Here is a 23,646-nt window from a genome sequence, read left to right as displayed (position 1 = left end):
TGTCGTCGCCTTTCTTTATTTGAACCCCAGTCTGAAAAGACTGGGGTTCTTTTGTTTATAGATACCACGTGTTCGCCCTGCGGGCTGGTTCGTCGCCTTTCTTTGAAACCCCCTATTCCTATCGGAATAGGGGGTTTTTGTTTTAAAAAATTATGTTTTTTTTGTTTTGTTTCATTGTTGTCCGATAAAAAAGAAGCCAAATTAATGGCTTCTTAAAAATCATCGTAATTTTGAGTTGCAAAAATCAAATAACGATGGGTAAAAATAAGTATTTTTCGACTAAATCTGTTTTCGGACAGTTGATTTCTTTAATAGATGATTCAATGATTCAGAAAGCTGGTGTCCGAGCGGAAATAATCCCAACGGCTAGCGCGATGCCTCTGGCTCGTGCCCAATGTCATTAAGTTAAGGATTTTCATATTGTATCTTTATGATTTTTAAGTACTACAGTTCTACCTAAGTCTTAGTTATGTTTGCAACCGTGTGAATGAGATTGCTAAAAAATAAGAATAGTCACTGAATTCATACTTTATCCAGACTTATTTTCAATATAAAAATATCTTGAGCTTGTTTTTATGGTTTAGGAAGCGAACTTTTGATTTTTAAGAAAATTATAGGCTAGCATAAAAAATCATTCTTAAAATCTGCTATTTTCTAAAACTAATTTCATCCAACCCAATTGTGTATTCTGCACGTTGATTATTATTGACATCCCAAATTTCCATTTTTATTTGAGGAATTTTTTCCCCCCAATTAATTGTTAATAAGCCAAAATGGTTATCCATAATAGGGCCTTCAATTCTATTTTTGTTGGGTGTCGCAAAGTGCCAGGTGGAGGAAAGTCCGCTGGAGGTAAAGTCGTAAATAGGATATAATCCGGGTTCTGTAAGTTTAGAAATTTCACCATAATGAACGTCTCCGGTCAAAAACAAAATACCGTTTGCTTTGGTTTTCTTGATTAGATCTAAAAATCTTTGTTGCTCCAGCGGAAAATTAGCCCAGCCTTCATACCCGTTGTACTCAATCCCAAACTGGGATCCTGAACCAATTAGGCGAAGATCAGCTGGTTTTTGTAGTTCTGTTTCTAACCATTTCCACTGTTCGGCTCCTAAGTATGTGGAATCCGGGTTTTGTACTGGTGCATAGTCCAAGGAGTAAAAATAACGTTTGTCATCCTCAAGTTCGTTATTATATAGCTTGTAATCATCCCGGAAAGTACGGTTGTCTAACAGGATAATCTGTACTTTTTTGCCTTTAGTTTCATACAAATAAGAGGTATATATTCCCTCGTGTTTTCGTCTTTCGGAAGCTATAGGTTCCCCAAAAAAATTAAGAAAAAGTTCTTTTGATTCTTTCTTTTTGGGATAATGCCTTCCTGCATCATTTTGGCCGTAATCGTGATCATCCCAAGTAGCTATGATAGGCATATTTTTTTTTAAATTTTGAAAAGTAGGTTTAGCTGCCAATCGCTCGTATTTGGCTTGCAGTGTGTGCATATTTTCAGTGTCACCGTAAATATTATCTCCCAGAAATATAAATAAATCTGGTTGGTGTTTTACCACGACATCAAAAATAGACAGGGAATTACTTTGGTTTGAACACGATCCAAAAGCAATTTTTGAAAGGTTTTTTTGCGAGTAACCATTGCAGGAAAGCAATGTTAAAGCTGCTAAAAACAAGGGTATTTTAAAGAGATTATTTTGAATCATTTTTTATTGTTTTGTTTATAATCGTATTTAAAAGGAGATTGGTTGTCCAAAAAAATTAATGCTTCTCTACAAATCACATGGTGACTTTTAGAAAGTATTTTTAAACGGTGACAATTAAAAATATAGGTTTGAGTAATAATTTTGAACTTAATTATAAAAAAAAATCTTCCCAAATGTAATAAAAAAAGGGATCTAACTAAAATCACATTAGAAACGTATTGCTACTATATTACCTTAAAATAGATTGGTTTGCTGTTAATTAAAAGTTAAACCAATAGATTATATGTAATTTACAGGTGCTAAAATTTATTTTTGATATTGATTAACCAATAAAAAACCTATTAATGAAGAAATTTTTCATTTTAACTGCAATCGCAGCATTAATGCTTGTGCCTACAACCCAATTTGCACAATCGAAAAGAAAAAAAGATAAAAACACCACTGTAGCCCCTCCACCAGAAAAGAAACCAGAAGCTACCATCAAGGAATACAGCAAGGTGATTACCAAAGACGCCGTTTCTGACGAAGGTTTGTTTATGGTACACAAAGTGGACAAAAAATATTTTTTCGAAATCCCGAATAAATACTTGGATAAAGACATGCTTTTGGTAAGTAGGTTGGCTAAATTACCGGCTAATTTAGGAGGCGGATATGTAAATGCGGGTTCCGAAACCAATGAACAATTAATTATCTGGCATCGTTTTCAGGACAAAATTCTGATCAAATTAAAATCATTTAGTGCCGTTGCCAATGACAGTTTACCCATTAGTATTTCAGTAAAATCAAATAATTATGAACCTACTTTATTTGCTTTTGATATTGTAGCATTTAGTAAAGATTCTTTAAATACCGTTATTGATGTGACTAAATTTTATAGCACTGATGTCAAATCAATCAGCGGTTTATCTAGTGAAATGAGAGAAACCTATAAAGTAAAAGGCCTCGATGAATCCCGCAGTTTTATCAATACGATGAAAAGTTATCCTATGAATATTGAAGTGGTTCAGGATTTCACTTACAATGCATCTAAACCGCCTGTTCAGGAAGATGCAGAAACAATTAGCATCCAAATGAATCAATCGATGATTTTGTTGCCAGAAAAACTGATGCAACCCAGATTAGCAGATCCGCGAGTGGGTTGGTTTACCATGAGCCAGATTGACTATGGAAGTAATGAATTGAAATCCGACAGTAAAACCTATATCCGCCGTTGGAAATTGGAGCCTAAAGATCCTGTCGCTTACGCAAAAGGTGAACTGGTAGAACCCATCAAACCTATTGTGTACTATTTAGATCCTGCCACGCCTGAAAAACTACGCAAATACATTAAACAAGGAATTGAAGATTGGCAAAAGCCTTTTGAAACTGCTGGTTTTAAAAATGCAATTATTGCCAAAGATGCGCCTACTAAAGACGAGGATCCTGATTTTAGCCCGGAAGACATTCGGTATTCTGTGATTCGTTATGTAGCGAGTACGACGCGTAATGCGGTTGGACCAAGTGTTTCTGATCCCAGAACAGGAGAAATTATAGAGAGTGATGTTATTTGGTACCACAATCATTTGCGTTCCTATAGAAACCGTTATTTGTTAGAAACCGGAGCAGCAAATCCTTCAGCAAGAACCTTGAATACCAGCGACGAAGAGATGGGTGAAATGATGCGCATGGTTATTGCACATGAAGTAGGGCATGCGCTTGGTTTTCCTCATAATATGGGCGCGAGTTGTGCGTATGATACTGAAAATTACAGAGACGGTGCCTTTACTCAAAAAAATGGAATTTCAGCGAGTTTGATGGATTATGCCCGTTTTAATTATATCGCTCAACCTGGAGATAAAGACATTCGTTTCATACGCCAGATGGGGCCTTACGATCATTATGCTACCAATTGGGGATACAGAGTCATTCCTAATGCCTCTTCTCCGGAAGTAGAAGTGCCTATTTTAGACCAATGGATTATGGAAAAAGCAGGAAATCTTGTTTATAAATATGGGAAACAAAGCAGTAGTTTTGATCCAACTTCACAAACGGAAGATATCGGAAATAATTCCATGAAAGCAAGTTCATACGGACTTAAAAACTTGCAATATGTAGCTTCTCATTTATCAGAATGGACGAGTGATGTGACTAATAACTATGAGGATTTAGACGAATTATACAAAGAAATGCTGGATGTCTGGAGTAGATATGTGGGACATGTGGTAACGAATGTGGGCGGTGTTTATGAAACAACCAAAAAGCCAAACCAAACCGGAAATATTTATGAAATTGTACCAAAAGCAAAACAACAAGAAGCCATGCAATGGTTACAAGCCAATGCTTTTACTTCTCCAACGTGGTTGGTGAATGTAAGTACATTAAAAAATATTGATTACTCCGGTTACACAGAACGTTTTCGAAATTTACAAGCCAGACATTTGAATGCTATGTTGAGTTTTGAACGAATTGGTCGATTGATGGATGCGGAAATCATGGGAACTACTAATTATAAAGCATTGGATTTATTGAGTGATATGCGTAAAGGAATTTGGAAAGAAGCCAATTTAGCTTCGAATGTGACTATTTACAGAAGAAATTTGCAACGCGCATACATTGAAAGAATGAGTTATCTGATGAAAGAAGAAATTAAACCCGGACGTTCTTCTGACTATTATAATGTGGCTCAGTCCGATGTGAGAGGATTGGTGAGAGGCGAGTTGAATGCATTAAAAACCACCTTAGCAGTTGCTAAAACCAGAGTTGTAAATGCAGAAACAAGATACCATTATGAAGACGCAATTAAAAGAATTGAATTGATTTTAAATCCAAAATAATCAAAACTTAGATTCTGTTTTACAAAAAAAATCCGCTTTCGAGCGGATTTTTTGGTGTTATAAAAAAAGATTTTATACTATGAAAATGATTTACTTCAAAGGAAATGTAGCTTCGAAAGCCTTAAATCTGGACTCTAAATCATTTAGCAATTGTTTTTTTACAGAAACATCTTTGATGAAACTGTACTGAATGCTGTTGTACACATATTGCTTTATATCTTTATAGGAAACGTCTTTGTATCTTTTGGTTAACAAGACATATTGTTCGGTCATATTCGTGCGTAAAATCCCTGCATCATCCGTACTAATTACGATTGGCACGCCAAATTCTTTATATAAAGTCAATGGATGACGGCTTTCTTTTACCTTCAAAATAAACTCATTGCTTACTAAATTGATTTCGATAGGAATGGTTTTCTTTGCCATATAACGGAGCAAATTATACGAATCTTTCTCGTAGGCCATATCTACTCCGTGCCCAATACGGTTGGCTCCTGCAGTATAAACGGCGGATCCAATATGCCACGTTAACTCTTCTGGTTGTACCAAACCAAGCGTCAACTCGCCGGCGTGCATTGTATATTTTACATTTGGATAACGGGAATGACAGTATTTAAACATTAGCATGTGTAACCAATAATCCTTCATCGAGGTTTCGCCATCTTCCGGAGAAACAATGTTAACTCCCGCCATCAGTGAACTTTCATCTGCAGATATGAATGCGATTACCAGATTTTTGAATAAATCTACGGGTTCCATAAAGCGCAATACAAAATTTTGATACCGCATTGTAAATTGCTTGTCATCGATTTTAAGGTCTTTGTGCAGCTTAGTAACAAAATTGGTATTGAAGGCTTTAGCATAGGATTCGGCATCTTTTTTTAGTAGTGAATTGTACACCGAATCCAATGATTTTAAAACTGCTTTTTCATCTTTTGCTAAAGCTGATTTTCGCAATCTGGAATTGAATTTTGTTAAATCATCGGTATTCATATCTGTTGGGATTGTAGACAATTGGGTTTCAATATAACTGACATTTTCTGAAATAGCTCTGTTTTTAAGTTCCAATAATCCTTGTCCAAAATTCCCTTTGATGGCCGGTTCGAACTTCATAAATGATTCGAAAAACAACTTGTCGGATGGATAATCTACATCATTATAGTCTTTTATAGACCACTTTTGCATGATTTTTTGCTTATATGCTTCTAATGTTCCGTTATTTTTCAATGTCGAAAATAGTAGCCAGTTTCCCGTTGCTGGTTTTTCTTTTAACACATCCATCGTCTCAATATTGAGATAAAAATCGTCTGCAATAGCGCGTTGCAATATGGATTCAGCGTAAATGGAACCTGAGAAATGATGATGCAAATCACCGCCTTTTGGCATTTGCGAAAAGAAAGCAGTTAGTTCCGCTTCATTGTTTCTGATCTTTTGAAAATAGTCATTCGTGGATTGTGAGTAACTATTATTTAAAAAAAGTGCGAAGAATAAAGTATAGAGTAATTTCATGATTTTGTAATTGTATTGATAGTATTTTACTGGTTCTTTTTTCAAAACGGTTTTTTTGCTTTTAAGCTTTTAATGCAAAGGATATTTTTTTATGCTTGAATCTATTGATGTGGCATTTAAACCCTTGTTTTTGAAAAAAAGATATACCTTTTGCCAAATTTAAGCAATTTCACTTTCTGTTTGGTGAAACAATTAAAAAGTTTTATTTTTGCAACTCTTATGAAAAACGGTACCATTCTAATCTCTCAAGGTACTCCGCCTTGATTTATAGTTTTTAAATCAAAAGAGTTTTTTAAAAACATTTTATCACATTTTTTGTCGACACAACTTCTTTATATGAAATTGTACCCAAATATTCTTATTATAATTATCACATGAAAAAAGTAGTTAATTTATTTGATTTTTCACGAGAAGTCAATTACCGAATAGAAATTTTAGCAGGCTTAACGGTGGCTATGACTATGATTCCGGAATCATTATCTTTTGCAATTGTAGCTGGTTTTCCGCCATTAATGGGCTTATATGCCTCTTTTATCGCGGGCTTGATTACGGCTGTCTTTGGAGGAAGACCGGGAATGATTTCCGGAGGAGCAGGAGCAACAGTAATTGTTCTAATAGCTTTAATGAATTCAAATGGAATAGAATATGTTCTTGCAGCAGTTGCTTTGGCAGGAATTTTACAAATTTTAGTAGGGCTTTTTAAACTTGGAAAATTTATCCGACTGGTACCACAGCCCGTTATGTTTGGTTTTGTAAATGGATTAGCCGTCATTATTTTCATGTCGCAATTGGATCAATTCAAAACCTTTGTTAATGGTAAAAGCGAATGGCTTTCTGGAACTTCTTTCTTTATTATGGCAGGATTAGTTGCATTGACAATAGCAATTGTGGTGTTGCTACCCAGACTAACAAAAGCAGTTCCATCTTCATTAGTGGCAATTATTGTGGTATTTGGACTGGTTTTTTTCTTTGGAATCGAGACCAAAACGGTGCGGGATATCGCTTCCGTAAGTGGCGGTTTTCCACCTTTTCATATTCCTAATATTCCTCTTAACCTGCAAACGTTACAAATAATATTTCCTTACGCATTAATCATGGCTTCTGTGGGATTGACAGAAGGATTATTGACCTTGAATTTAGTCGATGAAATAACTGAAACAAAAGGCAAAGGAAATAAAGAGTGTATCGCCCAAGGAAGTGCTAATATTTTGAATGGTTTTTTCTTTGGAATGGGCGGTTGCCCTATGATTGCACAAACATTAGTTAATCTTTCGGCGGGTTCCAGAGCGCGATTATCGGGAATCATTGCTGCACTAACCATACTTGTAATTATTTTGTTTGGTGCTCCAATAATTGAACAGTTGCCTATGGCGGCTCTGGTTGGTGTCATGATTATGGTAGCAATTGGAACATTTGAATGGGCAAGTTTCAGAATCATTAATAAAATGCCAAAACACGATATTTTTGTCGGTATTTTAGTAGCGCTAATTACAATAGTCCTACACAATTTAGCCTTAGCGGTATTAATTGGAGTCATCATTTCGGCTTTAGTGTTCTCTTGGGAAAGTGCAAAAAGAATTCGAGCTAAAAAATACCTAGATGATAAAGGAGTGAAGCATTACGAAATTTATGGGCCTTTATTTTTTGCTTCAACAACCGCTTTTTTGGAAAAATTTGATATTTTGAATGATCCAAACGAAGTCATTATTGATTTTAAAGAAAGTAAAATTACCGATATGAGTGCTATTGATGCCGTAAATAAAATTACAGAGCGGTATGCAAAAGTCGATAAAACGGTTCATTTGCGACATTTAAGCGAAGATTGCAGAGTGTTACTAAAAAACGCGGATAGCGTAATTGACGTAAATATTTTAGAAGATCCTACTTATAAAGTTGTTGTTGATTAGCATTACAACTTGAAGCTATTCAAAAAAGAATAGCCACAGATTCACTGATTTTATTTTTTATTCGAATTAAAATCATTAAAAATGTAGCGATAATCTTATTGCTTATTTTTATAATAAGCTATACTTTCATCGCCTCTGCTGCTAATCATCCTGTTTTGAGAGCGGCATTGATAGAACTATTCAGTAAGTTGTCGCCACAAATGAACAGCGTATCTGATATTTTTATTTCCGAAACAGCAATCGTATTTCGCACACTTGCCTGATTAGGCAAAGCATAGTCAATGTGATACGCCTTTAGAATTTTCCACGAACTTATTTTTGAACCAAAGGGTATTTATTTTATCTTTTAAATTCCCAACGGGAGCAAAAAGAGTGGCAAGTGCGGCCGATGGTATTCAGAATGGATCTGCCAGTCTAGCTCCCACAATAATTACATCCTGTTTCATAGCTTTTTGATAAATTTTCGTATAAAAACAGACCAAATAGAGTTTTATAGTCACTTAAATAAACGACAATTTAAATTTTGATTATTGTTGCTGTATTTGAAATTGCATCATTAAGTCAATTTGTTCGTCATTTCCTAAGGTAAAAATGTGTTTGTCAAATACTACAAATCCATTTTTAGTATAAAATCGAATGGCTCGGTGATTTTCTTCCCAGACACCAAGCCAAATATAATCAACGCCAGTACGTTGTGCAATCTTTTTTACTTCGTTCAGCAACAGTTGCCCAATGTTTTTACCATGAAAAGTTTGTAAAACATAAATCCGATGTATTTCTAAAGCATTTTTGTTTATGTTTTCCGTTTGAGCATCACCTATGTTTATTTTTAAATATCCAACGATTTCTGATTTTGAAATGGCTACATAAAAAAAGGAATTTGGATTGTTCAATTCAGTTGTTAATTGTACTGCATTGAAGTTTTTTTCGATGTAATTAGTGATGTTTTCAGGGGTGTTTACAGCGGCATAAGTTGCTGTAAATGTTTGGATACTTATCTTTTGCAGTTCTTTAAGATCAGCGATTGTAGCTTTTCTAATTTCAATTAGATTCATGTTGACCTACTCTTTGTGTTATTTTTAAACTCAAAAATACCAAAAAAAAGGTTGCTAAACTAAATCCTCTAGTACACTATTAAACAAATTAGTTTAAAGGCTCTTGATTTCTTGATTTCAATTAGTACTTTTGGGAGAATTAATAAAAAGCGCTCGAAAGAGTAATGTGTATGAAAATTGTAATATCGCCAGCCAAGTCGTTAAATTTAGAGAAACAGCTACCTACGGAGTTGCACACCCAACCTTTGTTTTTAAAAGAATCGCGAGAAGTCCACAAAGTTTTAAAAGAGATGAAGCCTGCTGATTTATCAATTTTGATGAGTATTTCAGATAAGTTAGCAGATTTGAACTGGAAACGAAATCAAGATTGGAAAACACCTTTTACCACTTCAAATGCACGTCCGGCTGTGTTTACTTTTGATGGGGATGTGTACATTGGATTAGATGCGTATTCGATTCCAGAAAAAAAAACAGAAGCTTTACAAGATCGTTTAAGAATCCTATCCGGTTTGTATGGCTTGCTGAAACCATTGGATTTAATTCAGGCGTACAGATTGGAAATGGGCACCAAATTACCCATTGGCGAAAGCAAAAATCTGTATGAATTTTGGAAACCAATCGTTACAAAAGCTTTAAATAAAGAGCTCAAAGAAGACGAATTGTTTGTCAATCTTGCAAGTACGGAATACTTTTTGGCAATTGATGTCAAGGCGTTGAAAGTTCCTGTGATCACTCCGGAATTTAAAGAGTACAAAAACGGAAAATTAAAGATCATTAGCTTTTTTGCCAAAAAAGCTAGGGGAATGATGGTGCGTTATATTATTGATACGGATGCTCAAACGATTGAAGATTTAAAAGGGTTCAATTATGATAGCTATCAATTTGATGCAAATTTATCGGAGGGCAATCATTTGGTTTTTACCCGTTAGAGACGCTATTAATCGGCTCTTTATTAATGCATGGCATCAGCAGGATTGATTTTGTTTTTCCCTTTTTTGATAAAAAAGATGATTGGAATACAACACAGAAACATAATTCCCAGATACAGAAAAATATCCATATACGATAAAACGGTACTTTGTTTCATCACTGAATAATCAATAACCTGATAGGCTTTTTTCAGCGATTCATTAGCACTAAATCCTTTTGACATAAACCCTTTTTGCAACATTATAACGCGTTGTTGGACTTCGAACTTGCTGGCATCTAAATTTGAAATCAAATTTACTCTGTGTTCCTGACCAAATCTCGTGATAAAGGTGGTGATAATTGCTATTCCAAATGAACCTCCCAATTGGCGCATCATTCCTGTAAAGGCTGCCCCTTCGCCAATATCCTTTCCTTTTAAGGTGGAGAGTGACAGTGTGGTTATGGGTACAAACAGCAGTCCCAATCCTATTCCTCTTAAAATTAATCCCCAATACAAATGCTCAACACCCGTATTAGGAGTCAAGCTGTTGTGCATCATTAGGGTAAAGAAAAAGAAAATCAAAAAACCAAGACCCACCATATAACTTTGCGGAACACCTCTTTGAATTAGTTTACCAATAATGGGCATCATAATAGCAGTGGTGATTGAACCCGGAATAAGCAATAATCCTGCATCTGTAGCGGTCCAGCCTAGAATGGTTTGGGTGTAAATTGGAATTATTAATGTGGAACCATAAAGACCAAAGCCTAATATGAAACACATTATGACACCAATTCTTAGATTTCCATCTTTTAAAACCTGCAAATTGACAATAGGATGTTTGTAGGTCATTTCTCTCCAAATGAATAATACCAGGCCAAAAATGGATACCGTACTCAAGAATATAATTATTTTATTGTTGAACCAGTCATCTTGTTGTCCGTGTTCTAGAACATATTGCAAAGAACCAATAAACACAGTCAACAGAAAAATCCCCAACCAATCGACCTGATTGGCTTTTAGTTTTTCGCCATATTTAGGACTTTTAACAAAAGTTAAAGCTAGAATAGTAGCTATGATACCAATGGGAATATTGATATAAAAAATATAAGGCCAAGAGAAATTGTCAACAATATAACCCCCTAATGGCGGACCCAAAGTAGGTCCCACGATAACTCCCATTCCATAAATAGCCTGTGCCATACCTCGTTTTGCAATGGGATAACTCTCTGTTATAATGGTTTGTGCGGTCACTAATAAAGCACCACCGCCCAAACCCTGAATAAATCTAAACGTAATAAGTTCCCATATATTATTGGCATTGCCACACAAAAAAGAGGCTACTGTAAAAATGATAATGGAAGTCACAAAATAATTTCGTCTTCCAAATTGTTGTGAAAGCCAGCTGGTCATAGGGATTACAATCACGTTTGCAATAGCATAAGCGGTAATGACCCAAGCAACATCATTTAATGTGGCACCCAGACTTCCTCTCATGTTTGTCAGTGCCACATTGACTATAGTGGTATCTACGATTTCAAGTAAAGCACAAAGTACTGCTGTGATCGTAATAAGAACTCGTCTGTAGCCATATTCTACTAAATCGTCTTCTCCTGCTTGTGCCATTTATACTAAAGTGTAAACTATCATTTTATTAAAAGAGGTGCCGTTTTTAATTCAAAAAAAACAGCTTTAATCTAAATGTACATCAACATCTACATTCATTCCCGGGCGCAGTAATTTTATTTTTTCAGGGTCATTTGTTGGAATCAAACTTATTTTAACAGGTAATCTTTGAATGGTTTTCACAAAATTTCCTGTGGCATTATCTGGCGGTAATAAGGAGAAACGGGATCCTGTTGCTGGGGAAAAGGAAGTAATGGTTCCCTTGAAATCATATTCGGGATACGCATCTACTTTTACGATTACTTTTTGACCAATAACCATTTTGTTGAGTTGCGTTTCTTTGAAATTAGCAACTACCCATGCTTCATTGTTGTTGATAATATAAAATAGGGATTGCCCTGGTTGCACTAGTTGTCCCGGCTGAATATCAATTTTTGATACCTGACCATCAATAGCAGCAGTGATAGCAGTGTAGGTTAAATTTAATTTTGCGGCATCAAGCATTGCTTTTGCTCTTTGTATATTGGCTGCAGCCACTTCTGTCTGTTTACCTGAAACTTTAGATTTAGCTATAATAACTGATTTTTGAAAGGCAGTGGCTCTTTCTTGTTGTTGTAACACGCGTACTTGACTTTCAGCTTCCAGTTTGGCGGCTAAAGCCTGTTCGTATTGTTGTTTTGTGATCGAATGGCTTTTGTATAAATTATCATATCGATTGTAATCACTGGTTATGCGTCCCAATCTTATTTTTGCGGATTCGATATTACCACTTGCAGATCGTACATTGGCATCCGAAACAGAAATACTGGCTAAAGCACTGCCTATATCAGCTTTAGTAACTTCAAAATTACCTTCAGCGCCAATCATTGCAGCATGTGCTTCTTCAATTTTTAACTGGTAATCCCTTTTGTCAATGGTAAAAAGCGTATCGCCTTTCTTTACAAAATCATTGTCCTTGATGTACACTTTATCCACATATCCTGAAACTCTTGGGATAATTGGGTTCATGTTTTTTTCAATTTGCGCATCATCAGTTTCTTCGTGAGATTGTGAATGCAGGTATTTAAAAGTTCCGTACGTCCCACCTAAAACTACCAATGCCACTAGGATAATGATAAATTTTGTATTTGTTTTTTTGTTTTCCATGGTAGGTATATTATAATTTTGAAATAGTGAAGGTTTGAGATAATTGGCCGGTTACCGAGAGTAACTCATAATATTTTTGAATGGTATTGGCTTTGGCCAAAGTCTTATTGATTTTAGAACTCAATTGCTCTACATCAGCCTCCAGTAAATCATTGGTGTCCGAAAGACCGTTGTCATATTTATCTTTGATGATTCTGTAATTTTCAGAAGATTGTTCCAGCGCTTGTCCATATACAACATCTTGTTTTAAAGCTAAATCATAATCTTCAATCGCTTTTTGAACTTGGATTTTAATATAATCCGTTAGTATGGCTTCAGAGTTTTGGACTTCTAAAAATTTATTTTCGGCCAGCCGCACTAAAGTTCCGTTTTTTAGAATGGCACTCAAATCATACGAAAGCCCGATGCCTATATTCATCGCGTTTTGCACCGTAATCACATTGCTCAGGTCTAATGCCGTATACCCGCCAACTAACGCAATGGCCGGATAGTACGACCCTTTAGCTATTTTTATATTGGCTTCACTGGCTTTTCCCTGAAACCGAAGGGCTTCTAAATCCTTCCGATTTTCTAGTGCCGGTAATTCATTTTCAGGGATATTAGTCATTTGGAAATCGGCAAAATCACGCTCTCGAATCTCTAATTTTGTGTCCGGATTTAGTTTTAAAAGCGTAACCAGATAAAAGTTGATGATTTTTAAATTATTATTTGTTTCGTCTAATGACAATTGGATTTTCGAAGCCTGTAATTGGGATTTTAACAAATCATTTCTGGGGATAATTCCATTTTTTTCAAGGGCTATAAAATCGTTTACCCGCTGTTGCGCACTTTTTTGATTTTCTTTTAGTAGTTCAATTGTTTTCTGGGCTTTGTATAAACTGGCATAATAATCAATCACCCGCAACGCAATTTCTTCCTTTGTTTGCAATGCCGTAGCCATTTCTGCCTGATACAAATTTTCATAAACGGTGATGCTATTTTGAATTTTAAAACCTGAGAAAACCGGAACACTAGCATTCAACTGTCCAATCATCAATTGATTGACAATTGGGAGTGCTTCCTGAGTTCCTGTATTATTTTGATTGAGTTTGAAATTAACGGAAGCATTTGCTAATCTTTGGTATTGCCCTGAAAGTTTCAAATCAGGATATTGATTGTTTTTGGTAGATTGCAGTTCGTACTTTTTAGTTTTTACTTTTGTATTGGCTAGTGTAACTTCATTACTTTTGGCCCAAGCCAAATTGATGGCTTCGTTCAATGTTAAACTTGTTTTTTTTTGCGCTGCTGCAGATGAAATTCCAATGAAGAAAATCACAATGAGCATGAATGGACTAACTTTCATACGTAGATAATTTTTGTTTTTTGTAGGAATATGGAATTCGCACAGGTCTTTATTATTGTTTGCATAGCATTTCTGGTGTGCCCATTTCATAGATCAGAAGTGCCTTTACAGTTTGTTGAATGTGCGTTGTCAAATTGGTTTTGATGTAATTATTGTATAAATCTTCAGTTTTTAAGTTTAATAAATTTTCGAAGAAAGGTTTGTTCATGTGAAAATGAAAAAAAGTACCCAGAATTGTGGGTGTGATAAGCGGAATAATAATATCTTTTCTGAAAATGCCTTTATTCTGGCCTTCTTTAATTATAATTTCAAGGGATTTTAGATTTCCTTTTTTTAATTCTGAAAAAACTGAAAGATTTTGTTTGCTTTTTTTGGAGGGGAATTCAAAGTGTAATATTCTATAAATCCCTCGATTACTATTGATTCTGTTGATGTACAGTTCAATCAGCTTATTGATTTTGTCAAGGGGTTCCAGATCTTCCAGCAATAAATGTTCTAATTGATTTTTAAGATCTGAAGTTCTGTACACTATAAGCGATTCCAGTAGTCGCTCTTTGGACCCAAAATAATACGAAACCATAGCAATATTGATTTTTGCCATTTTTGCTATGTTCCTAATCGAAGTGCCGTCAAATCCCTTTTCTGCAAAAAGAGTTTCTGCAACTTCCAGGATTTGAATTTGTTTGTCGTTAAAATTACGTTTCAAGAGAATTTAATTTTTTCAAAAACAAAACTAAACAAGCGTTTAAATTAAACAACCGTTTGGTTTTTATTTAACATTGTTTTAACATTTTAAATAAAGCCGAACGGTTTTTTTTATTTTTGATAGTCTCAAAAAGGAAGGTTTCGGGAACGGTGACTTCTATCTAAAATTGTGAATATCTATTTTAGGAATAGTAAATTTAGTTTCCTTTAAAATCTATCTTTGACATCCTAAAAATAAAATAAAATGAGCACAACTTGGTACGAATGCAAAGTGAAATATAGAAAAACAGATGAAACTGGCGGGCAAAAAATTACGACCGAACCCTACTTGGTAGATGCGTTATCTTACACAGAAGCCGAAAGCCGAATTAATGAAGAAATGTCAGCGTATATCAGTGAAGAATTCAAAATCACGAATATAAAAGTGGCTAATTATGCTGAGATTCATCCTTTTGAAAATGCAGATCGCTGGTTTAGATCTAAAGTTTCATTACTCGCCTATGACGAAGAAAGTGGCAAAGAACGCAAGACCAATATGTATTTATTAGTGCAAGCCAATGAGGTAAAAGAGGCTTATGATAATACTATCAGTGTGATGAAAGGCACGATGGGAGATTATACGATTCCTGCTATTTCAGAATCTCCTATTATGGATGTTTTTCCGTATTTCAGTGGAGAAGAAGGAGAATTGGAACAATTAGAAAGGTTCAATGCAATCAAAGCTTCTAAACCGGAAGCAACTGTCGAGATAGAAGATCACATGGAATTTGAAACCGCACTTGAAGAAGAAGTTGCAGTTTAAGACAAATTGTATTAAATAAAACTCACCGCAAATTCGCAAATTATAGAAACCGTTGCTAACTGTTTTTATCTGCGAATTTGCGGTTTTTAAATTTTAATACTAAGTTTTTTATAATTCCAATTGGTTCTGTCTAGCCAAGACTTTCTCGTATGCTTTTCGTGGGCTTCCTCTAAAATAAACTTCACCACAATAGGTATAACCTGAACTTTCAAAAATTTTTATCATGGCAATGTTGTCAAAATTGGTGTCTGCTTTTATGCTGTAAATGAGGTTGCTTACCGCAAAATCCTCAATGTGTCTGAGAATCATTTTAGCCAAGCCTTTGCCTAAATACTTTTCAGCAATAGCTACGCGGTGCAGTACAACAAAATCATCATTGGTTAACCAGTTTCCTTCAATTTTCTCATAAGCAGGCTCGTCATTGATTAATACCGCACTATAGCCAATGATGGTTTCTCCTTCAACCAAAACAAATCCTTCCCCTTTTTCTATATCTTTTTGTACAACCTCTGGATTTGGGTAACCGTCTTGCCATTGATTGCTGCCGTCTTTTTTTCTTCGAATGATAGCTTGTTGTAATATCTCCCATATTGGAGATATCTCAGAGGATTCTGCTTTTCTAAAGTGATACTTGATCATCGTAATTTAAGTTTTTTAGGGTATTCGCTAAAGTATTTCTGCCGCTTACAAAGGGTACTAAATTAGGTTTTATTTTTCGTTTTTTTTTAGCTTTGGTCTATAAAAGAGTGTTTTTTTATACTCAAAAGAAGCTGTAGAGTACAAATGAATCAACTTCTGGAACGTTTATGGAATGACAGAACAGAACTGTTGAATAAAAAAAAGACTACAGCAATTCCTGAAATTAAACTAGAGTCAAATTTAACAATGATAGCGGTGGTGGGCATCTAACACTATTTGTCAATAGATAAAATACGTTTTTTATGTTTCATAAGTGTGTAAATTATTCGAGCGCAATACCCAAAACAAATCCTAAAGTATTCTAAATTGTATTGATTTACAGTTTTTTATTTCTGAATTTTGATATCTAAAGATAGATCATGAAAAAGAAAATTCTGGCCTTAGGAAGTCTAACATTGCTCTCAGTAACTTTATTCGTAATGAATCTGTGCCACTCTACACCTAAAAAGGTAAAGGCAATACAAAATTTTGATAAAGACAAATTTCTAGGCAACTGGTACGAAATTGCACGGCTGGATTTTGTTTTTGAAAAAAATTTAAACAATACCACAGCTAAATATTCACTCAATAAGGATGGAAGTCTTAAAGTGATAAATCGGGGTTTTAATTTTATAAAGAACAAATACGTTGCAGCTACAGGCAAGGTTAAGTTTGTGGGCGACTCAAACACCGGAAAATTAAAAGTTTCTTTTTTTGGTCCATTTTATTCAGGGTACACCATTATAGCACTTGATTCGGATTATAAATATGCTTTGATGGCTGGGAGAAGTCTTAAGAATTTATGGTTTCTTTCACGAGATAAAACAATGCCTCAAAATATAAAACAAGAGTATCTAAAAACAGCACAAGACCTTGGCTACAATACTTCCCAGCTCATTTGGGTCCAACACAATTAATTGATACAATTGAAAACGTACTTGCTTATTTTCAATAATTGGTACTTAGTACGTTCCAATTGATGCCGTAAATTGTGCAGGAATGTATGAAAAAAAATATTTATTAATTTTTTCAGGAAAAATTAGAATAGTATTTTTGTCACATGAATTTATCCAAATCAAGTGTTTTGTTTATGGCAGCCTGCACTGGACTTATTGTTGCCAACCTCTATTATTGCCAACCCTTAATTATTTTAATAGCATCCGAATTTAAAATCCCCGTAACGGATTCCGGTACAATAACCTACCTGACGCAAGCAGGTTATGCTATTGGACTTTTTTTTATGGTTCCGCTTGGCGATAAGATTGAACGTAAAAAACAGATTTTAATCACCACTTTTGCCTCAGTAATAGCCTTGATTATTGCGGCTACTGCCCAAAGTTTTGTGGTGCTAGAAATTGCTTCATTACTTATAGGTATTACTTCTATAGTGCCACAATTGATTTTACCTTTGGCTGCCTCTTTGAGTAAGCCGGAAGAACGGGGTAAAGTGGTAGGGACCATTATGAGTGGTTTGCTTGTGGGGATATTATTGTCTAGAACCCTTAGCGGCTTTATTGGAGATATTTGGGGCTGGCGAGCCATGTTTTGGATAGCCGCCGGAATATGTCTTTTTATTTTTTTTGTAATCTACAAGCAATTTCCATTCAATCAACCAGTATTCGGGGGAACTTATGCGCAATTAATCCAATCGCTTTATACTTTGATAAAAACCCAACCGTTATTGCGAGAAGCAACCGTGATGAATGTATTTTGTTTTGCTCAATTTGGAGCGTTTTGGACCACAATGGTGTTATTGCTTTCTGATGATCCTTTTCATTTTAATAGCGCAACAATAGGTCTTTTTGGCGTGGTGGGCGCTTCCGGAGCATTAGCGGCACCTTTGGTAGGTAAAATCGGAGACAAAGGCAGTTCTAGAGTTGTTGTGGGATATGGCAGTTTATTGATGTTAGTCAGTTTTGTTATTTTTTATTTTTCAGCACAAAGTATTATCGGAATAATTATAGGGATTGTCTGTATTGATATTGGTTTACAAAGTGTTCATATTTCAAATCAAACCCGTGTATATTCAATACTTCCAGAGGCACGAAACCGTATGAACACCGTGTATATGTCGTTTAGTTTTTTAGGAACCGCGGCAGGTTCAGCTTATGGTTTGATGTTATGGAAATATGGAGGCTGGAAGGCTGTTACTTTGGGTTGCATTATTTTGTCATTATTAGCATTAACTGTGTATGCAGTTACTTATAAACGCAAAGACAAAGTGCAAAAAGTACAATGAATTGAGTATTATAAAAAAAGCGCAAAGTATTTTGACTTTGCGCTTTTTTTATAATACTCTGAAATACTTTAAAAAAAAAAATAGTTTTTTACATGAGTTTGCCAAAGAAAACAGCATTCCAAAATAATTTTTCTGTTCCCAGCCAGAAGGCTCGGAAATTAGTATTGTCTGTGAAAATTAAAATAGCTCCATCTCCTTTTCGAATGGCTTGAAACGGTACGGTTTCTTTTAACAACTCCAGTTTTGGTTTCGAAATGTAACCGCTCAACAATGGATTTTTAGTATACTGGATTGGATTACCAAAACTGTTTTTATTGGGTTCAATAAAAATAGAGGAGTTTCTGAAAATAGGCATCGTATTTCGTGGCATTCCATAATTAATAGGATGTGATAAATCTAATCTGGTTTCAAATATTGCCCCGCCAATCTCTTGTGCTCCCTTGAAATCACTAGTTTGTTCAAATGAAATTGCTTTAGCTTCATTTTTAGTAGTTTTCAAAGTTAATTCAATTAATTTACTATCATTCAGCCATTTAATAGCATCCTGATACGCAATTAAAGTTCCTCCACTTTGAGTCCATTGCTCTATTTTAGCTGCTGTAGCTGGTGAAAGTCCACCATAATTTCCATTGACCATGATCAAAGTCGTATAACCACTTAGAGTCACTCTTTGTAGTTGTTCCATATCTATTTTAGTCAATGGAATTTGTGCTTTTTGATCAAATAAATGCCATAATTCTCCCGCATCTGATGGATCAACACCACGTCCCACGACCATAGCTACTTTAGGCATGGTAAGATTGACTAGATTGGGATTTCCTAAATTGGCACCATCAGTAAACCCGGTTTCTACGGCGGTAATAGCAATAGCGTATTCCGGGATAATTTGGTTCAGGTACGCATACATTTCATCTGAACTCATTGTCTGATTCTGAACAGGTACTAACAAACTCCCATAGGAAAAAGTTTTTCCGTTGTGGACAAATGGTTTCTTAGTGGTTTTTATACGCAGTCCTTTGGCCTGTAATTGGTATAAAAGTTTAGGAGAATTGTAGTCTGTCCATTCGATTAGGTATCCTACATCACTTTTTTGATTGACCGTTCCGGGTTTCAATACATTTTCGTAACGTGCCCCGGCTTGTGAAAGGGAATTCAGTTCCTCAAAATTTAAATTGAAAGCCAGATCAAAATTCCATGCTGAAATGTCATAAAAGATACTGTCTTTGAACTTGGTTTGTCTATCAAAAATAGCGTGTATGAGCTTTGAGTTTTTTTGTTCCATGGGAATAATAATACTCAAATCTTTACTGAATTTCTTTTTGTTGATGGTGATGTCTTCTTTCAATTGCAGCATTTCAATTTTATGCTGGCTTAGTATTTTGGCGAGTTCTTGAACTTTAGTAGCATCTTTTTCGTCTCCAAATACATAGCCTTTTGTTTTGTTTCTTTTACTTTCGGCACTGGAATTAGTAAAAAAATCGCGTTGGTATTCTAGCAACTCTTTTCGCATTTCATACGCAGCCTGTACTGATGACAAGCTGGTTGTAAATTGATTTTTGATGGTAAATGGAAAAGTGATTATTCCGTTTACGCTTTGTTGGGCATGTCCTCTTGAACTCGCTTGTTCAAATAAAATACCGATACCTCCATTGATGTCAGGATAGGTAGATCCTTTGCCGTAATAAAAGTCATCAAAACCATCTTCGACATAATAAAAACTTCCAATTTTATCCAATGCTTTGGCATGGTAGCCTGCAATTTTTTTGGTTAGTTTTTGGTTTAATTCAGGAGTGAGTGGGTTGGTGCGACTTTGAACTCCCGGCTGAAAAAAGTAAGTCGAATTAGTTCCCATTTCGTGAAAATCACACAATACATTTGGCATCCATTTCCTGAAAGTCCTAATGCGCGCCTGACTTTCTGGAAGTTGAACGGGAAGCCAGTCTCTGTTCATGTCAAACCAGTAGTGATTAAATCTTCCGCCTGGCCATGCTTCATTAAATTCTCGGTCATTAGGATCTGTTACTAAGTTTTTACTTTTATGGCTGTTCACCCAAGTTGAAAAACGATGCAAACCATCTGGATTTAAACTTGGATCTAATAGAATAATCGTATTATCCAGCATTTTTTTTAGTTCAGGACTTTCTGAGGCTGTAAGATAATAGGCCAGAGCAATTGCGGCACCGGTTCCGCTGGATTCATTTCCATGGATTGAATAGCCTAAATAGAGTACGATAGGCAAATTAGATACATCCGAAGCATTAGTATCTGAATCCGATAAAGCGAGGTGTTTTCTATGAATTTCATCAATTTTTGCTAAATTTTCAGGACTTGAAATGGTAAGTAATTGTAGTGGACGGTTTTCATAAGTGTAACCGGTTGTTTCTATTTGCACTCTGTCAGAAGCTTTTGCAATAGCTTCCATAAAGCGAACTACTTGATTGTGATCAGTATGCATTTCTCCTAATTCAAAATTAAAAACACTTTTAGGTGTCGGAATTTTGTCATTGTACGTTTCGTTTTGCGGCAAAAAATACGCTAGCGGTACTGGTCTTTCTTGCGCATTGCAAATGAAACTAAAAAAGAATAAAAGGTAATAAATAGATTTCATAGATAAATAGGTTTTTAGTGGTGACGGTATAAAAAGAATCATTTGAATACAGGTTGTGTTAGAATTACATCAAAGATTAAATTTCAAGTGGCTTTAAATAGGATCCTTTTTAAGACAGAAAATTGGAAGAAATTTCAAGATGATTTATCAAATGTAACGTTTTAGTGAATAGGTTCAAATAAATTAATTTTGTAAATTTGCATTTCAATAAAAATTAAAAAGCAATGGAAAACGGAATATATGCTAAGTTCAACACCACAAAAGGGGCTGTTTTAGTAAAACTAACACACGATTTGACTCCTGGTACAGTTGGGAACTTTGTAGGATTAGCAGAAGGTAACTTAGAAAATAAAGTTAAACCACAAGGAGTTAAGTTTTATAATGGATTAAAATTTCACAGAGTAATTCCTGATTTTATGGTACAAGGCGGTTGTCCACAAGGAACAGGAACTGGAGATCCAGGGTACAAATTTGATGATGAGTTTCATCCAAGTCTAAAACATGATCGTCCGGGTGTTTTGGCGATGGCCAATTCAGGACCAGGAACGAATGGTTCTCAATTTTACATTACACACATTCCTACGGAATGGCTGGATAATAAGCATACTGTTTTTGGTCATGTAGTTGAAGGTCAGGATGTCGTTGATGCTATCGCTCAAGGCGATGTTTTAGAGACTTTAGAGATCGTTAGAGTAGGAGATGAAGCTAAAAATTGGAATGCAATTGAAGCTTTTATTAGCTTTAAGGGATCACGGAACAAACGTGATGCCACTTTGAAAGCTGATGCTGAAGCTGCGATGGAAAAATTAGCTGCGGGTTTTGAAAAAACAGAAAGTGGACTGCGTTACCAATTCATCCAAAGAGGAGAAGGTAAAAAAGCAGAAAGCGGAAAAACCGTTGCTGTTCACTATGAAGGTTCATTAGAGAATGGAAAAGTGTTTGATTCCTCTTATCCAAGAAAAAAACCAATCGAATTTAGATTGGGGCAAGGTCAGGTTATTGAGGGTTGGGATGAAGGAATTGCCTTGTTGCGTGTAGGTGACAAAGCACGTTTTGTGATTCCATCTCATTTAGGGTATGGATCTCGTGGTGCCGGAGGAGCAATTCCGCCAAATGCTACTTTGATTTTTGATGTAGAATTGATGGAAGTAAAATAGTTTTTAGTACTCTTTTCAGCGACTAGAAAAGACAAATACAAAGAATCCCAAAACGAAAGTTTTGGGATTCTTTTATACCGCTTATTTTTAAGGCTTTTTTATCGGAATACTTAATTGTCAATATTTATTCTTACTTCTTGGTAATTGGCATCATAGCGCCAGGAAAAACCAATACCTCCATACAGTGCAGATGGAGTATCTTTAAGACTTGTACTTATTGAGGCATCAATTTGCATGTCTTTATTTAACAAATAAGCAGCGCCACCACGAACAATTGCATCGCTGTAAAAATCACTTTTGAACCCCTGATTTTCTACAAATCCAGACCATTTGTCATTAAACCCTCTAGTCAAAGTTACCACGTAGCCATAACTCGGGAAATCAGTTGTAATATAGTCAGCAATGATATTCGTTACAAAAACCCACCTGCCATCACCTAAATGATTTTGGGTAATCAACATAATTTTTGGAGATATACCGGATTCAGTGGAAAAAGAATACGGATTGTCTGCCATTGTAAAATTAGCTCCTGCAAACACAGATACAGCAGGTATTAGTTGGTGCCAGTCAAAACTGCGATTGGCTTTCCAGCTGTATAGGTTTGTTTTTTTTTCATAATTACGGAAAGGATCATACACTAAATATTTAGCTCCCAGAACCGTTTGCTTGAAGTCTGCACGATTGCTTTTGTTGAATAAAGAAGTGTACAGTTCGTTTTGGTATTGTATATCGGCTATCAATTCCAGCTTTTCCATGAATAATCCCCATCGCAATGTGGCATCAATCCCAAAACCGTTTGCATCATAGTTCAATAAACGATGGTTTTGTTTGATCCCGTAAACACCAGTTTCTATTTGGATAACAGACTTTCCAACAGCAAAAGCCGACATGGTTTCACCCGGTCTGTTCGAATTGATTTGATCCGTATGTTGCCCATAATGAATACTTGGAATCATTGAGAGAGCTACAATTAGTAAGATTTTGATTTTGGACATCTTATTTTTTTTAGTTAAAAAGTAACAACGCTTTTCAAATGTACTATATTTTATTATTTATTTAAGAGAGATAGTTTAATTTTGAACAGTTGATTTATTAATTTTGGAAAAAATTACACTTATATGCAAACAGCTTCATTTACGGGTTTTATAAAAGCACTTTTTTATATGATTGCTTTCTATTATATTTTTAGATTTTTGGCTAAATTATTTCTGCCATTATTAGTAAAAAAAGTAGTGCAGAAAGCAGGCGAAAACATGCAGAAGCAACAGCAGTATGCACAAGAGAATACGTGGCAAAAAACGCAATCTAAGGAGGAAGAAGTTCTTTACACAACAGCAAACACTAAAAACCCACGCGAAACCAAAAAAGTGGGCGATTATGTAGATTACGAAGAAATAGATTAAATTTGTCATTATTAGCATCATTTTTACTATAATCCAA

At 35.3% G+C, this 23,646-nt stretch carries 19 protein-coding genes; 9 read left to right on the top strand and 10 right to left on the bottom strand.

The features are described from left to right. Positions 1-254 precede the first annotated feature (254 nt). On the top strand, positions 255-404 hold the full coding sequence (locus EKL98_RS17595; RefSeq protein ID WP_158615230.1) for a hypothetical protein: 150 nt from the start codon (positions 255-257) through the stop codon (positions 402-404). A gap of 243 nt (positions 405-647) precedes the next feature. Here the strand turns inward: EKL98_RS17595 and EKL98_RS08935 are convergent, their stop codons facing one another. Further along, a complete protein-coding gene (locus EKL98_RS08935) occupies positions 648-1,709 on the bottom strand; it encodes an alkaline phosphatase D family protein (RefSeq protein WP_126562094.1) in 1,062 nt (353 codons plus the stop codon). A 344-nt stretch (positions 1,710-2,053) separates the two neighbouring features. Between EKL98_RS08935 and EKL98_RS08930 the strand changes: the two genes are divergently transcribed. Then, on the top strand, positions 2,054-4,522 hold the full coding sequence (locus EKL98_RS08930) for a zinc-dependent metalloprotease (RefSeq protein WP_126562093.1): 2,469 nt from the start codon (positions 2,054-2,056) through the stop codon (positions 4,520-4,522). Between the two features lie 90 nt (positions 4,523-4,612). On the opposite strand, the gene EKL98_RS08925 is transcribed toward EKL98_RS08930, so the two are convergent. Beyond that, the gene (locus EKL98_RS08925; RefSeq protein ID WP_233589411.1) at positions 4,613-6,076 is read right to left on the bottom strand and encodes an amidohydrolase family protein; all 1,464 of its coding nucleotides are present in this window, start codon (positions 6,074-6,076) and stop codon (positions 4,613-4,615) included. A 329-nt stretch (positions 6,077-6,405) separates the two neighbouring features. On the opposite strand from EKL98_RS08925, the gene EKL98_RS08920 reads away from it, so the two are divergent. Further along, entirely contained in the window at positions 6,406-7,938 is a 1,533-nt protein-coding gene (locus EKL98_RS08920) for a SulP family inorganic anion transporter (protein WP_126562092.1), read from the top strand. Between the two features lie 527 nt (positions 7,939-8,465). Here EKL98_RS08920 and EKL98_RS08915 read toward each other — a convergent pair. After that, complete coding sequence (locus tag EKL98_RS08915; RefSeq protein ID WP_126463434.1) at positions 8,466-8,993, bottom strand: GNAT family N-acetyltransferase; 528 nt, start codon at positions 8,991-8,993, stop codon at positions 8,466-8,468. A 170-nt stretch (positions 8,994-9,163) separates the two neighbouring features. Between EKL98_RS08915 and yaaA the strand changes: the two genes are divergently transcribed. Then, complete coding sequence (yaaA, locus tag EKL98_RS08910) at positions 9,164-9,922, top strand: peroxide stress protein YaaA (RefSeq protein WP_126463432.1); 759 nt, start codon at positions 9,164-9,166, stop codon at positions 9,920-9,922. Positions 9,923-9,945: 23 nt separating this feature from the next. On the opposite strand, the gene EKL98_RS08905 is transcribed toward yaaA, so the two are convergent. The 4 genes from EKL98_RS08905 to EKL98_RS08890 form a co-directional block, all read right to left on the bottom strand. After that, positions 9,946-11,529 (bottom strand): MDR family MFS transporter, encoded by a 1,584-nt coding sequence (locus EKL98_RS08905; RefSeq protein WP_126555429.1) that lies wholly within the window; start codon positions 11,527-11,529, stop codon positions 9,946-9,948. A 66-nt stretch (positions 11,530-11,595) separates the two neighbouring features. Further along, the gene (locus EKL98_RS08900) at positions 11,596-12,675 is read right to left on the bottom strand and encodes an HlyD family secretion protein (protein WP_126463428.1); all 1,080 of its coding nucleotides are present in this window, start codon (positions 12,673-12,675) and stop codon (positions 11,596-11,598) included. A gap of 10 nt (positions 12,676-12,685) precedes the next feature. After that, positions 12,686-14,017 (bottom strand): TolC family protein, encoded by a 1,332-nt coding sequence (locus EKL98_RS08895; RefSeq protein ID WP_126562091.1) that lies wholly within the window; start codon positions 14,015-14,017, stop codon positions 12,686-12,688. Between the two features lie 52 nt (positions 14,018-14,069). Further along, on the bottom strand, positions 14,070-14,723 hold the full coding sequence (locus EKL98_RS08890) for a TetR/AcrR family transcriptional regulator (RefSeq protein ID WP_233589406.1): 654 nt from the start codon (positions 14,721-14,723) through the stop codon (positions 14,070-14,072). A gap of 243 nt (positions 14,724-14,966) precedes the next feature. Between EKL98_RS08890 and EKL98_RS08885 the strand changes: the two genes are divergently transcribed. Next, positions 14,967-15,524 (top strand): DUF4494 domain-containing protein, encoded by a 558-nt coding sequence (locus tag EKL98_RS08885; protein ID WP_126455916.1) that lies wholly within the window; start codon positions 14,967-14,969, stop codon positions 15,522-15,524. A 108-nt stretch (positions 15,525-15,632) separates the two neighbouring features. Here the strand turns inward: EKL98_RS08885 and EKL98_RS08880 are convergent, their stop codons facing one another. Next, a complete protein-coding gene (locus EKL98_RS08880) occupies positions 15,633-16,163 on the bottom strand; it encodes a GNAT family N-acetyltransferase (RefSeq protein ID WP_126555440.1) in 531 nt (176 codons plus the stop codon). A gap of 419 nt (positions 16,164-16,582) precedes the next feature. Between EKL98_RS08880 and EKL98_RS08875 the strand changes: the two genes are divergently transcribed. Both EKL98_RS08875 and EKL98_RS08870 read left to right on the top strand, forming a co-directional pair. Continuing rightward, positions 16,583-17,119, top strand: coding sequence for a lipocalin family protein (locus EKL98_RS08875; RefSeq protein ID WP_126562089.1), 537 nt, complete (start codon positions 16,583-16,585; stop codon positions 17,117-17,119). A 143-nt stretch (positions 17,120-17,262) separates the two neighbouring features. Beyond that, positions 17,263-18,441 (top strand): MFS transporter, encoded by a 1,179-nt coding sequence (locus EKL98_RS08870; protein ID WP_126562088.1) that lies wholly within the window; start codon positions 17,263-17,265, stop codon positions 18,439-18,441. An 88-nt stretch (positions 18,442-18,529) separates the two neighbouring features. On the opposite strand, the gene EKL98_RS08865 is transcribed toward EKL98_RS08870, so the two are convergent. Next, complete coding sequence (locus tag EKL98_RS08865; RefSeq protein WP_126562087.1) at positions 18,530-21,049, bottom strand: M14 family metallopeptidase; 2,520 nt, start codon at positions 21,047-21,049, stop codon at positions 18,530-18,532. 224 nt (positions 21,050-21,273) lie between these two features. Here EKL98_RS08865 and EKL98_RS08860 point away from each other — a divergent pair, with 224 nt between their 5' ends. Then, positions 21,274-22,206 carry a peptidylprolyl isomerase gene (locus EKL98_RS08860; RefSeq protein ID WP_126455419.1) on the top strand — a complete coding sequence of 311 codons (933 nt, stop codon included), beginning with the start codon at positions 21,274-21,276 and terminating at the stop codon, positions 22,204-22,206. 110 nt (positions 22,207-22,316) lie between these two features. On the opposite strand, the gene EKL98_RS08855 is transcribed toward EKL98_RS08860, so the two are convergent. After that, positions 22,317-23,201, bottom strand: a complete 885-nt coding sequence (locus EKL98_RS08855; RefSeq protein WP_197037254.1) for a transporter — start codon at positions 23,199-23,201, stop codon at positions 22,317-22,319. 123 nt (positions 23,202-23,324) lie between these two features. Here EKL98_RS08855 and EKL98_RS08850 point away from each other — a divergent pair, with 123 nt between their 5' ends. Further along, a complete protein-coding gene (locus EKL98_RS08850) occupies positions 23,325-23,609 on the top strand; it encodes a DUF4834 family protein (RefSeq protein WP_126455421.1) in 285 nt (94 codons plus the stop codon). Positions 23,610-23,646 lie beyond the last annotated feature (37 nt).

Source organism: Flavobacterium bomense (assembly GCF_003970355.1).
This window is presented reverse-complemented; position numbering and strand designations above follow the sequence as displayed.

Excerpts from the sequence above, each read along its gene's own strand:
- EKL98_RS08860 (WP_126455419.1), top strand. The coding sequence starts at position 21,274 with ATGGAAAACGGAATATATGCTAAGTTCAACACCACAAAAGGGGCTGTT.
- EKL98_RS08915 (WP_126463434.1), bottom strand. The coding sequence starts at position 8,993 with ATGAATCTAATTGAAATTAGAAAAGCTACAATCGCTGATCTTAAAGAA.
- EKL98_RS08920 (WP_126562092.1), top strand. The coding sequence starts at position 6,406 with ATGAAAAAAGTAGTTAATTTATTTGATTTTTCACGAGAAGTCAATTAC.
- EKL98_RS08895 (WP_126562091.1), bottom strand. The coding sequence starts at position 14,017 with ATGAAAGTTAGTCCATTCATGCTCATTGTGATTTTCTTCATTGGAATT.
- EKL98_RS08855 (WP_197037254.1), bottom strand. The coding sequence starts at position 23,201 with ATGTCCAAAATCAAAATCTTACTAATTGTAGCTCTCTCAATGATTCCA.
- EKL98_RS17595 (WP_158615230.1), top strand. The coding sequence starts at position 255 with ATGGGTAAAAATAAGTATTTTTCGACTAAATCTGTTTTCGGACAGTTG.
- EKL98_RS08935 (WP_126562094.1), bottom strand. The coding sequence starts at position 1,709 with ATGATTCAAAATAATCTCTTTAAAATACCCTTGTTTTTAGCAGCTTTA.
- EKL98_RS08850 (WP_126455421.1), top strand. The coding sequence starts at position 23,325 with ATGCAAACAGCTTCATTTACGGGTTTTATAAAAGCACTTTTTTATATG.
- EKL98_RS08870 (WP_126562088.1), top strand. The coding sequence starts at position 17,263 with ATGAATTTATCCAAATCAAGTGTTTTGTTTATGGCAGCCTGCACTGGA.
- yaaA (WP_126463432.1), top strand. The coding sequence starts at position 9,164 with ATGAAAATTGTAATATCGCCAGCCAAGTCGTTAAATTTAGAGAAACAG.
- EKL98_RS08865 (WP_126562087.1), bottom strand. The coding sequence starts at position 21,049 with ATGAAATCTATTTATTACCTTTTATTCTTTTTTAGTTTCATTTGCAAT.
- EKL98_RS08875 (WP_126562089.1), top strand. The coding sequence starts at position 16,583 with ATGAAAAAGAAAATTCTGGCCTTAGGAAGTCTAACATTGCTCTCAGTA.
- EKL98_RS08880 (WP_126555440.1), bottom strand. The coding sequence starts at position 16,163 with ATGATCAAGTATCACTTTAGAAAAGCAGAATCCTCTGAGATATCTCCA.
- EKL98_RS08885 (WP_126455916.1), top strand. The coding sequence starts at position 14,967 with ATGAGCACAACTTGGTACGAATGCAAAGTGAAATATAGAAAAACAGAT.
- EKL98_RS08900 (WP_126463428.1), bottom strand. The coding sequence starts at position 12,675 with ATGGAAAACAAAAAAACAAATACAAAATTTATCATTATCCTAGTGGCA.
- EKL98_RS08930 (WP_126562093.1), top strand. The coding sequence starts at position 2,054 with ATGAAGAAATTTTTCATTTTAACTGCAATCGCAGCATTAATGCTTGTG.
- EKL98_RS08905 (WP_126555429.1), bottom strand. The coding sequence starts at position 11,529 with ATGGCACAAGCAGGAGAAGACGATTTAGTAGAATATGGCTACAGACGA.